An 11,871-nucleotide genomic window follows, 5' to 3' on the forward strand; every position below is an offset into this window, starting at 1 on the left:
CTGGGCGCCATGATCCGTACTGCCACGCCTGCCGACGTCCCCGTCGTCCACGCCCTGATCCGTGACCTCGCCGAGTACGAGAAGGCCCTCCACGAGGTCCGGGCGACCCCCGAGATGCTGCATGAGGCCCTGTTCGGCGAGCGGCCCGCCGCCTTCGCGCACATCGCCGAGGACGAGACGGGCGAGCCGGTGGGCTTCGCGCTCTGGTTCCTCAACTTCTCGACCTGGCGCGGAGTCCACGGCATCTACCTGGAGGACCTGTACGTCCGCCCGGAGGCCCGCGGCGGCGGCCTCGGCAAGGCGCTGCTGCGCGAGCTGGCCCGTATCTGCGTCGAGCGCGGCTACGAGCGCCTGGAGTGGTCCGTACTGAACTGGAACCAGCCGTCCATCGACTTCTACGAGTCCCTGGGCGCCCGCCCGCAGGACGAGTGGAGCGTGTACCGCCTGACGGACGGGGCCCTGGCGAAGCTGGGCGCGGCGACGGTGTAGGAAGGGGGCATGGACATTGAGCAGCGGTTCCAGCGGATCACCGGCTTCATCGAGGCGCGGCTGACGCCGCTCTTCGACCCCGCCAACGGCAGCGACCACGGTTTCGGCATGGACGACACGTCGCGGGCGCTGCGGGCCCTGCGCTACACCGTGCAGGCCGCGTCTGCGGTGACCGGGCTCGTGGAGAAGCGGGAGACGGCACCGGAGCTGCGGCAGGTCGTCGACCAGGCGCTGGAGCACAACTGGGACGTGCTGCGCTCCATCGCCCGGATGTGGGAGGACCACCCCGACTTCACGAAGGAGTTCAAGGCGCACTCCTGGGACGTGCTCGGGGTCTGACGGTCAGGGCACCAGGACCACCTTGCCCGTCGTGCCCCGGTTCTCCAGGGCGCGGTGGGCCTCCGCCGCCCGCGCGAGGGGGAAGCGGTGGACCGCCGGGCGGAGGGTGCCGGTGGCCGCCGCGTCGAGGGCGGCGAGTTCGAGCGTACGGAGGTCGCCGCCCGCCTTCTGGATCATGACGGGGCCGAGGACGGACTCCGAGGTGATCCCGCGCGCGGTGAGCTCCTCCTCGGTGAAGGTGAGCGGTTCGCCGTCGTGCAGTCCGGTGCCGGACCAGCCGAAGACCAGGTGCTGTCCGCCCTTGCCGAGCAGGTCGACGGCGGCGCGGCCGGTGTCGCCGCCGACCGAGTCGAAGACGACGGTGGCGGAGCGGTCGAGGGAGGTCAGGTACGCGCGGACCTTCTCCGGCCAGTCGGGCTGCTTGTAGTCGACGGCCAGGTCGGCGCCGTTGGCCTCGACGAGGGCGACCTTCGCGGGGCCGCCGGCGAGGCCGATGACGGTGGCGCCCGCGTTCTTGGCGTACTGGACGAGCAGGGTGCCGATGCCGCCGGCGGCGGCCGGGACGATCGCGACCGAGTCGGGGCCGAGTTCGGTGAACCCGAGGATGCCGAGGGTCGTGCGGCCTGTGCCGATCATGGCGACGGCCTCCGCCTCGCCGAGGTGGTCGGGCAGGGCGTGCAGGCGGGCGGCGTCGGTGATGGCGAGTTCGGCGTAGCCGCCGGGGTTCATGCCGAGGTGGGCGACGACGCGCCGGCCGAGCCAGGACGGGTCGGTGCCCTCGCCGAGGGCGTCGACCGTGCCGGCGACCTCGCGGCCGGGGATCGTGGGGAGCGGGGTGGGCGTGGGGAACGGGCCCGTGGCGCCCTCGCGCAGGGCGGTGTCGAGCAGGTGCACGCCGGCCGCCGCCACCCGGACGCGGACCTGGCCGGGGCCCGGTACGGGGTCGGGCGTCTCCTCGTAGGCGAGGTTCTCGGCGGGGCCGAAGGCGTGGAGGCGGATGGCGTGCATGACGTTCCCCTGTCGTCGTACGGATGGGCTTGCGGGTCAAGCCTCCGACCTCAAGCGCGCTTGAGGTCAAGGCGGTCGAGGTGCTCCGCGCGCAGGGCGAGCGACACCGCCTCGACCGCGCTCGTGAACGACACCTCCGCGAGCACGCCCGGTGCCGCCACCTGGTCGCCCACCAGGTACACGCCGTGGCCCCGGTCGACGGCCGGCCGGTCGCGCCACGTGGTGCCCGGGCGGTCGAGCGCTCCCGTACGGCCCTGGCAGACGGACTCCTGCCGCCACACCGTCCGCTCGCGCCAGCCGGGGAAGCCCAGGTCGAGCAGCCGCTCGCCGTGGGCGACGCCGTCCGTCTTCGACGCGTCCGGGCCGATCGGCAGCTGCGCCTGGAGCAGCTGCTGTCCGGCCGGGGCCAGCGAGGGGTCCTGCGCCGTGTACCGCTCGATCCAGCCGGGCGCGTCCAGGTCCGAGACCACGAACGGATCGCCCTTGCGGGTGCGCAGCGCCAGGTCGAACAGGACCGTACGGCCGCTCTCCCAGGTCAGCGACGGGTCGTCGAGGAGCCGGGCGGCGGCCGGCAGCGCGGTCGCGACGACCACCGGCCCACCGCCGACCGGGAGGGCCTCGACCCGGGACGAGGTCTCGATCCGTACGCCGAGCTCACGCGCGCGCGTGGCCATCCGGTCGATCAGCTCGCCCCAGCCGCCCCGGACGTACTGCGCCTCGGCCGGCAGGGCGGCGGACCGGTGCAGCCGCTCCTGCACGAAACGGGCGGAGAGCGAGCCGGGGTCGTGGTGGAAGAGCGCGACCCCGACGTACGCCGCGGCCATGCGCGCGGTGCGCTCGCCCGCGACACCGGTGGCCCAGGTGCGGAAGTCGACGTCGACGGGGGCCTGTTCGGCGGTGCGGCGGGCCAGGCGGAACAGGCCGAGCGGCGGGAGGCGGCGCACGGCGCCGTCGCGGTGGACGCGGAACCGGAGGGCCTCGGCGGTCGGCAGCGCGGCCATGGGCGGGAGGAGCCCGCGCTGCTTCAGCCAGGTCCAGTGCGGGCCGCCGTCGTAGAGGGCGTGCGGGCCCTCGTTCGTGCGGTACGGGCCGTCGGCCGTGCGCGCCCGGCCGCCGAGCGTCCGGTGCGACTCGTGGACGGTCACCTCGGCGCCGGCCTCGGCGGCCGTGATGGCGGCGGTCAGTCCGGCGAAACCGCCGCCGATGATCGTGAGCTTGCGCATGGGTGTGTCTCCCTCGTGTCGGTCTCGGTCTCACACGGGGGACGGCGGGAGGCCCCGCGGATGTGACATCGGGGCGTTGTCAGTGGCGTAGGTCACGATGGGGGCATGGTGACGGCTGGGAAGAAGAAGGTGGCGGGGGCGAGGCGCCCGGAGGTCCGGCTGCCTCCCCTGGAGGCGTACGAGGGCGGGCTCGCGCCCGACGGGGACTACGACGGCCTCGAACTGGCAGGGCTCGACCTGACGGGCCAGTCCGGCGAGGGGGCGCGGTTCCTGGACTGCGCGCTGCGGGAGTGCGGGCTCGACGCGGCGCGGCTGACGGGCGCGCGGTTCCTCGACTCGGTGCTCACGGGGGTACGGGGCGTGGGCACCGAGCTCGCCGGGGCGCAGTTCCGGGACGTCGAGGTCGTCGAGGCGCGGCTCGGCGGGACGCAGCTGCACGGGGCGGTCCTGGAGAGGGTCGTCGTCCGGGGCGGCAAGATCGACTACCTGAATCTGCGGGCGGCGAAGCTGAAGGACGTCGTCTTCGAAGGCTGCGTACTGAGCGAGCCGGACTTCGGGGGCGCGGTCCTGCAGCGGGTCGAGTTCGTCGACTGCACGCTCACGGACGTGGACTTCACGGGAGCCCGCCTCACGGACGTGGACCTGCGGGGCGTGCAGCGCCTCGAGATCGCGGCGGGCGTGGAGTCGCTGGCGGGCGCGGTGATCTCCACGTCACAGCTCCTCGACCTGGCCCCGGTGCTGGCGGCGAGGCTGGGGTTGCGGGTGGAGTGACCCCCGTTGCGGGGGCCCGCACGGGGGCTACTTCACGCGGGGGAAGCGGGACTGGAGGGTCCAGATGGTGGGGTTGTCCGCCAGGCCCTCGTGCATGTCCACGAGGTCGGCGATCAGGTCGTGCAGGAAGTCCCGCGCCTCCCGCCGCAGCTCCGCGTGGTTGAACGTCACCGGCGGTTCGTCGCCGGGCATCCAGTCGGCCTCGACGTCCACCCATCCGAAGCGGCGCTCGAAGAGCATCCGGTCCGTGGACTCGGTGAAGTCGAGCTCCGCGTACTGCGGCTGCGCGGCGCGGCTGCCGCGCGGGTCCTGGTCGAGCTGCTCGACGATGTCGCACAGCGCCCACGCGAAGTCGAGCACCGGCACCCATCCCCAGGCTGTGGACACCTCGCGGTCCGTCTCGGTGTCGGCGAGGTACACGTCCCCGCAGAACAGGTCGTGCCGCAGCGCGTGGACGTCCGCGCGGCGGTAGTCGGTCTGCGGCGGGTCGGGGAAGCGACGCGAGAGGGAGTAGCCGATGTCGAGCACGGGACCGATGGTGTCACGGCGCCGGGCCGGTCTCGTACGCGAGGCGACCGAGGGCGTCACGGCGCCAGCCCCGTCTCGTACGCGAGGATCACCAGCTGCACCCGGTCGCGTGCGTCCAGCTTCGAGAAGAGGCGCGCCACGTGGGCCTTCGCGGTCGCCGTGCTGATGTGGAGCCGTTCGGCGATCTCGCCGTTCGACAGGCCCCGGCCCACGAGGGCGAGGACCTCCCGTTCGCGGTCGGTGACGCCGTCGAGGCCACGCGACGGACGGCGTACCGGGTCCGGGCGCGCCGCGAACTCCTCGATCAGGCGGCGCGTCACCCCCGGCGCGATCAGGGCGTCGCCCGCGGCCACCACCCGGATCGCCGCGAGGATGTCGTCGAGGGCCATGTCCTTGACGAGGAAGCCGCTCGCACCGGACCGCAGCGCGCCGTACACGTACTCGTCGTCGTCGAAGGTCGTGAGGACGAGGACCCGGGGCGTGCCGGGGCCCGCCGTGACGATCCGGGTGGCCTCGATGCCGTCCATGCCCGGCATCCGTACGTCCATCACCACCACGTCCGGCCGCAGGTCCCGGGCAAGCTCCACCGCCTCCGTGCCGGTGCCCGCCTCCCCGGCGACCTCCAGGTCGGGGGTGTCGGCCATGAGGACCCGCAGCCCGGCCCGGACGAGGGGCTGGTCGTCGACGAGGAGGACGCGGATCGGCGGGTTCACGGGGTGGGGGTTCCTTCCGGGAGGCCGGCGGGCAGCGGCAGCAGCGCGGTGACGTGGAAGCCGCCGCCGGGACGGGGCCCCGCGGTGAGGCTGCCGCCGAGGAGCGCGGCGCGCTCGCGCATCCCGACGAGACCGTAGCCGCCCCCGGTGTCCGCATCCGGCGGCGTCCCGCGGCCCTCGTCGGCGATCTCGACGAGCAGCGTGTCGGTGCGCCGCTCCACCGTCACCCGGCAGACGGGCGCGGCCGCGTGGCGTACGACGTTGGTCAGGGACTCCTGCACGATCCGGTACGCGGCGAGGTCGACCTCCGGCGGGAGCGACACGTCGGGGTTGCCGAGGTGCCGCAGTTCGACCCGTACCCCCGCGTCCGCCGTGGACACGGCGAGCCGTTCCAGGTCGGCTAGGCCGGGCGCCGGGTCGCGCGGCGCGGGACGGCCGTCGGCGGCGGCGCCCCGCAGCGCGCCCAGGGTGCGGCGCAGCCCGGCGAGGGTCTCCCGGCTGGTGGTCTCGATGGCGGCGAGCGCGTTGCGGGCCTCGGCGGGCTGGGTGTCGATGACCCGGCGGCCGACGCCTGCCTGGATGGCGATGACGCCGATGCTGTGCGCGACGACGTCGTGCAGTTCGCGGGCGATCCTGAGCCGTTCGGCGGCGACGGCCTCGGCGGCGGTCGCGGCACGCAACTCGGCTGCGTGGTCACGTCGTTCGCGTACGGACCGGCCGAGGAGCCCGGCGGTGAGCAGGGCGAGCGCGAGGGCGACGACGGTGCTGACGAAGACGTCCTGCCCGGAGGTGGTGTAGGTCGCGGCGCCGATCTGCACCACCAGCGCGCCGAGGGCGGTGGGCAGCAGGATCCGCAGCGGGCGCACGGCGGCGATCCGGCCGACGAGGGCGTCGGCGGTGAGCACCGGAAGGTAGAGGAGCGCGCCGTCCGGACGGGTGGTCGCCGCTGCGAGAAGCGCGGCGAGCAGCAGCCCCAGCGCCGCGAGCGGGTTGCGGCGCGCGAGGGGCAGGATCAGGCCGACGGCGACGGCGGTGAGGAAGAGCCGCAGCTCAGTGGAACGGTACGGGCCGGTCCGGGCGGCGAGGAGGAACAGGAAGGGCTGCGCGACGGCCGCACCCCAGGCAAGGGTCGCCGGCACCCGCCCGTGGTGCGGGCGGTCGGTCGCCGGAACCCGCCCTGCGGACGGTCGGCGGTCGGTCGGGGCGGCTGGCATGGCCCCGATCGTAGGCGCGGCCGTCCGCGGGGGCATCGGCCCGCGGGCGTACGCCTCCGGGCCACCCCCTCCCGTGAGTCGTGGCCGCCGGGCCGATGTGACGGCGGGTACGCGACGGCCACCGTGGTCCGCATGATCGAAGTCCACGAACTGACCAAGCGGTACGGCCGCCGGCGCCAGGTCCTGTCCCGTCTCGCCGGCCCCGCCGCCCGTCTCGCCGTCGACCGGCTCACCTTCTCCGTGCGGCCCGGCCGTGTGACCGGGTTCCTCGGACCCAACGGGGCCGGGAAGTCGACGACCCTGCGGCTGATCCTCGGGCTGGGCGAGCCGACGTCCGGGACCGCCACCGTCGGCGGGCGGCGCTTCCGTGAGCTGCCGCGGGGGCTGCGGGACGTCGGGGCGCTGCTCGACGCGCACGACGTGCACGGCGGCCGGACCGCCGAGGCCCATCTCGCGGCGCTCGCCCGCACCAACGGCATCCCGCGCCGCCGGGTCGGCGAGGTCCTGCAGGAGGTCGGCCTCGCCGGAGCCGCCGAGCGGCGCATCGGCGGCTACTCGCTCGGCATGAAGCAGCGCCTCGGGATCGCCGCCGCGCTGCTCGGCGATCCGCCGGTCCTGCTCTTCGACGAGCCGGTCAACGGCCTCGACCCGGAGGGCGTGCTGTGGGCGCGGCGGCTGTTCCGGCGGCTGGCCGCCGAGGGCCGGACGGTGTTCGTCTCCAGCCACCTGATGGGCGAGATGGAGCACACCGCCGACGACCTCGTCGTCATCGGCCGCGGCCGGCTCATCGCGGCCGAGAGCGTCGCCGACTTCGCCGCGCGCGGCACCCGCCGCGGCGTGACGGTGCGGACGGTCGATCCGGCGGCCTCCCGGGTCCTCGCCGACGCGCTGGAGGCCGAAGGCGCCACCGTACAAGGAGACGAAGCGGGCCTGGACGTCACCGGGATCGACGCGGAACGGGTCGGGCTCCTCGCCCACCGCCTCGGCGTTCCGCTCGCCGAACTGGCCGCGCGCGTCTCCTCCCTCGAAGAGGCGTTCATGGAGCTCACCGCCGACAGTGTGGAGTACCGCTGATGCCGAACGCCCGCTTCCGCGACCTGCTCGCCGCCGAGTGGATGAAGTTGTGGTCGCTGCGCTCCACGCCCTGGGCGTTCGCCGTCGGCGCGGTCGCCGCCCTCGGCGTCAACCTCAACGCGACCCTCGCCGACTACCGCAACTACCCGCACTACCCGGACGGCATCAAGGAGCTCTTCGTGCCGATCTGGGCGATCCGCGACGCCTTCACGCTCGGCGGGGCCATGGTGTTCGTCCTCGCGACCGGCTCGATCGGCGCGCTGATGATCGTCGGTGAGTACGGCACGGGCCAGATCCGTACGACCTTCGCGGCCGTCCCGGCCCGCCGGGCCGTCGTCGCCGCGAAGACGCTCGTCCTCGCCGCCGTGATGCTGGTGTACGGCGCGCTGGTCGCCGGGGTGTCGTTCGCCGCCACGCAGGCCGTGCTCGACGGCCGGGGCGTCGGCATGGCGTTCGGCGACGAGGGCGTGGCGCGGGCGGTCGCCGCGTCGGCGCTCCTCGCGCCGGTGTGCGCGCTGGCCGGCTTCGGTCTCGGGGCGCTGCTGCGGCACACGGCGACGACGATCGTCTCCCTGACCGGCGTGCTGCTCCTGCTGCCGGCCCTGATGGACGAGCGGAACCGCTGGGGCGCGACGTTCCTGCACGCGCTCCCGCAGGGCGCGTGGCAGCGGCTCACGCAGGTGGGGGTGTCACCGGTTCCGGTGGACTACCCCTGGACCGCGGGCGGGGCGTGGACCGTCTACGCGGCCTGGGCGGTGGGCGCGGTGGCGGTGGCTTTCGCGGCGGTCCACCGCCGGGACGTCTAGGGCCTGTCCTTCGGATCGTGCCGGGCTCGCGGGGCCCGGCACGCACGCTCGCCGCGTTCACGAGCGGCCGCGCACCGATGGACGTCCAGCCGTTCAGCGGCGCCCGTGCACCGCCCGGGCCACCCGCGGGCCGAGCCAGCGCTTGAGGCGCCGCAGGGCCTCCAGCTGCTCGGCGGCCCGGTCGATCCGGTAGTACAGCTGCGGCGGTACGTGCGGCAGCAGCGGCGAGTGGCGCTGGCCGAGGAGCGCGAACATCTTGGCCGGCTCCAGGCTCATGTACCGCGGCAGGTTCTCGTACCACTGGGCGCTGTAGCGGGCCGCGCTCTGCGCCGAGACCAGCTCGGCGCGCCGCCGCCTCCCGTACGCGGTGAGCGCCGCGTCCAGGTCGCCGGGGGCGCTCAGGGCGTCGGCGAGGGCGAGCGCGTCCTCCAGGGCCAGGGTGGTGCCCGCGCCGATCGAGTAGTGCGTGGTGTGGGCGGCGTCGCCGAGGAGGACGAGGTTGCCCCGGTGCCAGACCCGGTTGGTGAGGGTGCGGAAGGTGAGCCACTGGGCGGCGCCGTCGGCGCGCTCGCGGCCGATCAGCTCGTGTCCGTCGAGGAGGTCGTGGAAGAGCTTCTCCAGGAGGTTGAGGCTGTCGGCCTCGCCGAGCGTGCCGAGGCCGAGGCCGGTCCAGGTCTCCGGCGAGCACTCGACGACACAGGTGGAGCGCTCGCCGCTGAAGCCGTACGCGTAGCACCAGATCCAGCCGTGCTCGGTCTCCTTGAACGCGAAGCTGAAGGAGTCGAACACCTTGGTGGTGCCCAGCCAGATGTACTGGTTGCGGCCGCTCGCCACCTCGCTGCCGAAGTGGTCGGCATGTGCCTCGCGGAGCGCGCTGTTGACGCCGTCGGCGGCGACCACCAGGTCCGCGCCGGCGAGTTCGGGTGCGTCAGGGCCGGGGATGTCGTGCTCGAACTCGACCCGTACGCCCAGCTCCTCGGCCCGGTCGGCGAGCAGCGCCAGCATCCGCCGCCGCCCGATCCCGAAGCCGGCGTCGCCGCGGTGGACGGTCCGCTCGTCGCGGACGATGGCGACCCCGTCGGTCCAGGTCACGGACGCCTCGGCGACGGCCGCCGCCGACTCGGGGTCGCCCGCCCGCAGCTTGTCGAGGAGCCCGGCCCAGTAGGTGACGCCCCAGCCGTACGTGGAGCCCTCGGGGTTCCGCTCGTACACGGTGATGTCATGGGAGGGGTCCTGCCGCTTCAGCAGGATCGAGAGGTAGAGGCCGGCGGGTCCGCCGCCGACGATCGCGAGCTTCACGTGCGCTCCCACTGAGACATGACACCGTGCGGTCGAATGACGACGCACCGTAGCAGTGGGGGCGGCCCGACGTGGGGGAACGGCACCCAAGTCCAGCCCTACGGCTTACGGCAGCAGGCGGCGTTCCTTCGCCACCGCGACCGCGCCCGCGCGGGTGTCGACGCCGAGCTTCGCGTAGATCCGGCCGAGGTGCGTCTTCACCGTCGCCTCGCTGATGAACAGCGCCCGCGCGATCTCCCGGTTGCCGAGGCCGCGGCCGAGCTGGCCCAGGATGTCGCGCTCCCGGTCGGTCAGCGAAGGGCCCGCCGCGCCGCGCATGCGGTCCATGACCCGGCTGGCGACCGGCGGGGAGAGCGCGGTGCGGCCCTGGGCGGCGGAGTGGATCGCGGCGAACAGCTCCTCGGGCCGCTCGGCCTTCAGCAGGTAGCCCGTCGCGCCCGCCTCGATGGCCCGGGTGATGTCCGCGTCCGTGTCGTACGTGGTGAGGACCAGGACGTGGACACCGGTGGGCGCGATCCGCCGCGTCGCCTCCACGCCGTCGATGCCCGCGCCGAGCTGGAGGTCCATGAGCACCACGTCCGGCTTCAGCTTCGCCGCCATCGCGACGGCCTCCTCGCCGCTGCCCGCCTCCCCGACCACCTCGATGTCGGGCGTGCTGCCGAGCAGCGCGAGCAGACCGGCGCGGACCACGACGTGGTCGTCGCAGAGGAGGATCCGTACGGACATCAGGACTCCAGGGAGAGCGGGATCGCGGCGGAGAGCACCGTGCCCTCGCCCGGGGTGGACTCGACCGTCAGGGTGCCACCGAGCTGCTGCGCGCGCACCCGCATCGCGGGCAGCCCGTGCCCGCGCTCGGCCTGTTCGCGCGAGAGCGCCGGGTCGAAGCCGCGGCCGTCGTCGGCGATGTCCAGGACGACCTGGTCGTCGAGGTAGCTGAGGGTCAGGGCGGCGGAGTCGGCGCCTGCGTGCTCGCGGATGTTCGCCAGGGCGCCCTGCGCGATCCGCAGCAGCGCCGCCTGCACCCGGTCGGGCAGCGGCACCGGGGTGCCGTCGACCCGGAAGGCCGCCGACTCGCGGGCGGCGAGCCCGCGCAGGGCCTCCTCCAGGCCGCCGCCCCCGGCGAGGTCGGCGGGCGCGAGGTCCTGCACGAAGCGGCGGGCCTCGGCGAGGTTCCGTTCGGCGATGGACTCGGCGGTACGGACGTGCCGGCGGGCGGTGCCCGGGTCGCCGTCCCAGAGCCGGTCGGCGGCCTGGAGCAGCATCTGCTGGCTGGACAGGCCCTGCGCGAGGGTGTCGTGGATCTCCATGGAGAGCCGCTGGCGCTCCGCGAGGGTGCCCTCGCGGCGTTCGATCGCGGCGAGTTCGCGCCGGGTGCGGATCAGGTCGTCGATGAGCGCCCGCTGCCGGGCGGCCTGCCGGTCGGAGTACACGAAGACGCCGGTGGCGAGGGCGGCGACGGCCGGCGGGGCGACGATCAGGTTCGGGTCCCAGCCGCCGTGCGACAGCTGGACCTGCGCGAAGACCACGAACGCGGTGAGCAGGGCGACCAGGCCGAGCGCGGCGCGCGGCGGGAGGGTGCGCAGGCCCGTGTAGAAGAGGGGCACCGCGCACCAGGCGAAGCTGGGTGCGAGGACGACGAGGACGACCCAGACGGCGACGACCGTGCCCAGCCAGGTGATCCGGCGCGGGGTGGCGCGGGTGCCGAGCACGGGCCCGAGCAGGTAGAGGGAGGCGAGCGCGCCGGTGAGGGCGATGATCCAGGGGCTGCGGGCCTCCCATTCGTGCCGCAGCAGGAAGCGGGCGAGGGAGGCGCCGAGCAGCAGGAAGAACGCGATGTGCATGACCCGCGCGAGCCAGCGGGCGTCGGGGTCGTGTCCTGCGGGGCCGACCCGCGCCGGCCGGCGGGCGTCCGGGTCGTGTTCTGTTGGCCGGGTCACCGTGCCGCCTCCCTGCCGTGCTGACCTGGGCCTGTCTGACCTGGGTGTATCCGTCCATGGTGGCCCGGTGGGACCAGGGCGGCATCAACCGATCGGCTGACAGGCCCGTCGTCCGGTGTGCGCGCCGAGGGCAGCCGGACCGTGGACCGGTGGGCGCCGGTTCCGGCCGGAGGATTGAGGCAGAGCGAAGGACGGACCGAACGGGACTCGACGGTTCGCCCCCGGCTCGAAGGCTTCCCCCTCCCTCTCCAGCCCCACTCTTACGGAGTTCCTCATGAAGAAGATCCTCCTCGGTGCCACCGCCGCCGCTGTCGTCGCCGCCGGTACCTTCGGCGTGGTCTCCGCGAACGCCGCCGCCCCGGCCGCCGCTCCCGTCGCCGTCATGGCCGACGCGGTGAACGACAACACGATGCAGACGACGCACCTGACGATCGAGGCCGCCACCAAGGCCGCGCAGGCGACCCTCGACG

General features: G+C 74.3%; 13 protein-coding genes and 1 pseudogene. 6 read left to right on the forward strand and 8 right to left on the reverse strand.

What is annotated here, in order from left to right; translation table 11 throughout:
- The first annotated feature begins 9 nt into the window (after positions 1 to 9).
- Positions 10 to 489, forward strand: a complete 480-nt coding sequence (locus ACFYX3_RS36480) for a GNAT family N-acetyltransferase (protein WP_389023197.1) — start codon at positions 10 to 12, stop codon at positions 487 to 489.
- 9 nt (positions 490 to 498) lie between these two features.
- Complete coding sequence (locus ACFYX3_RS36485; RefSeq protein WP_389023200.1) at positions 499 to 828, forward strand: hypothetical protein; 330 nt, start codon at positions 499 to 501, stop codon at positions 826 to 828.
- Positions 829 to 831: 3 nt separating this feature from the next.
- Here ACFYX3_RS36485 and ACFYX3_RS36490 read toward each other — a convergent pair whose 3' ends face one another.
- Both ACFYX3_RS36490 and ACFYX3_RS36495 read right to left on the reverse strand, forming a co-directional pair.
- Positions 832 to 1,836: a zinc-binding dehydrogenase gene (locus ACFYX3_RS36490; RefSeq protein ID WP_389023203.1), complete on the reverse strand. Its 1,005-nt coding sequence runs from the start codon at positions 1,834 to 1,836 to the stop codon at positions 832 to 834.
- Between the two features lie 50 nt (positions 1,837 to 1,886).
- Positions 1,887 to 3,059: an FAD-dependent oxidoreductase gene (locus tag ACFYX3_RS36495; RefSeq protein WP_389023206.1), complete on the reverse strand. Its 1,173-nt coding sequence runs from the start codon at positions 3,057 to 3,059 to the stop codon at positions 1,887 to 1,889.
- A gap of 105 nt (positions 3,060 to 3,164) precedes the next feature.
- Between ACFYX3_RS36495 and ACFYX3_RS36500 the strand changes: the two genes are divergently transcribed.
- Positions 3,165 to 3,830 carry a pentapeptide repeat-containing protein gene (locus ACFYX3_RS36500; RefSeq protein WP_376590092.1) on the forward strand — a complete coding sequence of 222 codons (666 nt, stop codon included), beginning with the start codon at positions 3,165 to 3,167 and terminating at the stop codon, positions 3,828 to 3,830.
- A gap of 27 nt (positions 3,831 to 3,857) precedes the next feature.
- Here the strand turns inward: ACFYX3_RS36500 and ACFYX3_RS36505 are convergent, their stop codons facing one another.
- Genes ACFYX3_RS36505 through ACFYX3_RS36515 form a run of 3 tightly spaced genes read right to left on the reverse strand, consistent with a single transcriptional unit; the run spans position 3,858 to position 6,285 of the window.
- Entirely contained in the window at positions 3,858 to 4,358 is a 501-nt protein-coding gene (locus ACFYX3_RS36505) for a hypothetical protein (protein WP_116159700.1), read from the reverse strand.
- Between the two features lie 56 nt (positions 4,359 to 4,414).
- Positions 4,415 to 5,071 (reverse strand): response regulator, encoded by a 657-nt coding sequence (locus tag ACFYX3_RS36510; protein ID WP_389023212.1) that lies wholly within the window; start codon positions 5,069 to 5,071, stop codon positions 4,415 to 4,417.
- Entirely contained in the window at positions 5,068 to 6,285 is a 1,218-nt protein-coding gene (locus tag ACFYX3_RS36515) for a sensor histidine kinase (RefSeq protein WP_389023215.1), read from the reverse strand. Before ACFYX3_RS36515 ends, ACFYX3_RS36510 begins: the two co-directional genes overlap by 4 nt.
- Before the next feature lie 132 nt (positions 6,286 to 6,417).
- On the opposite strand from ACFYX3_RS36515, the gene ACFYX3_RS36520 reads away from it, so the two are divergent.
- Positions 6,418 to 7,359, forward strand: a complete 942-nt coding sequence (locus tag ACFYX3_RS36520; RefSeq protein ID WP_389023218.1) for an ABC transporter ATP-binding protein — start codon at positions 6,418 to 6,420, stop codon at positions 7,357 to 7,359.
- The gene (locus tag ACFYX3_RS36525) at positions 7,359 to 8,165 is read left to right on the forward strand and encodes an ABC transporter permease subunit (RefSeq protein WP_389023221.1); all 807 of its coding nucleotides are present in this window, start codon (positions 7,359 to 7,361) and stop codon (positions 8,163 to 8,165) included. The genes ACFYX3_RS36520 and ACFYX3_RS36525 overlap by 1 nt, the downstream gene beginning before the upstream one ends.
- Before the next feature lie 93 nt (positions 8,166 to 8,258).
- On the opposite strand, the gene ACFYX3_RS36530 is transcribed toward ACFYX3_RS36525, so the two are convergent.
- From ACFYX3_RS36530 to ACFYX3_RS36540, 3 genes are all read right to left on the reverse strand, one after another.
- Positions 8,259 to 9,464 (reverse strand): FAD-dependent monooxygenase, encoded by a 1,206-nt coding sequence (locus ACFYX3_RS36530; RefSeq protein ID WP_389023223.1) that lies wholly within the window; start codon positions 9,462 to 9,464, stop codon positions 8,259 to 8,261.
- Between the two features lie 105 nt (positions 9,465 to 9,569).
- On the reverse strand, positions 9,570 to 10,190 hold the full coding sequence (locus ACFYX3_RS36535) for a response regulator transcription factor (RefSeq protein ID WP_015035223.1): 621 nt from the start codon (positions 10,188 to 10,190) through the stop codon (positions 9,570 to 9,572).
- Positions 10,190 to 11,401 (reverse strand): sensor histidine kinase, encoded by a 1,212-nt coding sequence (locus tag ACFYX3_RS36540; protein ID WP_389023227.1) that lies wholly within the window; start codon positions 11,399 to 11,401, stop codon positions 10,190 to 10,192. The genes ACFYX3_RS36535 and ACFYX3_RS36540 overlap by 1 nt, the downstream gene beginning before the upstream one ends.
- A gap of 274 nt (positions 11,402 to 11,675) precedes the next feature.
- On the opposite strand from ACFYX3_RS36540, the pseudogene ACFYX3_RS36545 reads away from it, so the two are divergent.
- A pseudogene (locus ACFYX3_RS36545) lies at positions 11,676 to 11,871 on the forward strand (heme-binding protein); the annotation flags it as partial.

Origin of the sequence: Streptomyces sp. NPDC002463 (genome assembly GCF_042889835.1) — a bacterium.
GTDB lineage: Bacteria > Actinomycetota > Actinomycetes > Streptomycetales > Streptomycetaceae > Streptomyces > Streptomyces nymphaeiformis.

Coding starts and splice junctions, on each gene's coding strand:
- ACFYX3_RS36495 (WP_389023206.1), bottom strand. CDS start 3,059: ATGCGCAAGCTCACGATCATCGGCGGCGGTTTCGCCGGACTGACCGCC.
- ACFYX3_RS36515 (WP_389023215.1), bottom strand. CDS start 6,285: ATGCCAGCCGCCCCGACCGACCGCCGACCGTCCGCAGGGCGGGTTCCG.
- ACFYX3_RS36500 (WP_376590092.1), top strand. CDS start 3,165: ATGGTGACGGCTGGGAAGAAGAAGGTGGCGGGGGCGAGGCGCCCGGAG.
- ACFYX3_RS36490 (WP_389023203.1), bottom strand. CDS start 1,836: ATGCACGCCATCCGCCTCCACGCCTTCGGCCCCGCCGAGAACCTCGCC.
- ACFYX3_RS36485 (WP_389023200.1), top strand. CDS start 499: ATGGACATTGAGCAGCGGTTCCAGCGGATCACCGGCTTCATCGAGGCG.
- ACFYX3_RS36520 (WP_389023218.1), top strand. CDS start 6,418: ATGATCGAAGTCCACGAACTGACCAAGCGGTACGGCCGCCGGCGCCAG.
- ACFYX3_RS36525 (WP_389023221.1), top strand. CDS start 7,359: ATGCCGAACGCCCGCTTCCGCGACCTGCTCGCCGCCGAGTGGATGAAG.
- ACFYX3_RS36480 (WP_389023197.1), top strand. CDS start 10: ATGATCCGTACTGCCACGCCTGCCGACGTCCCCGTCGTCCACGCCCTG.
- ACFYX3_RS36535 (WP_015035223.1), bottom strand. CDS start 10,190: ATGTCCGTACGGATCCTCCTCTGCGACGACCACGTCGTGGTCCGCGCC.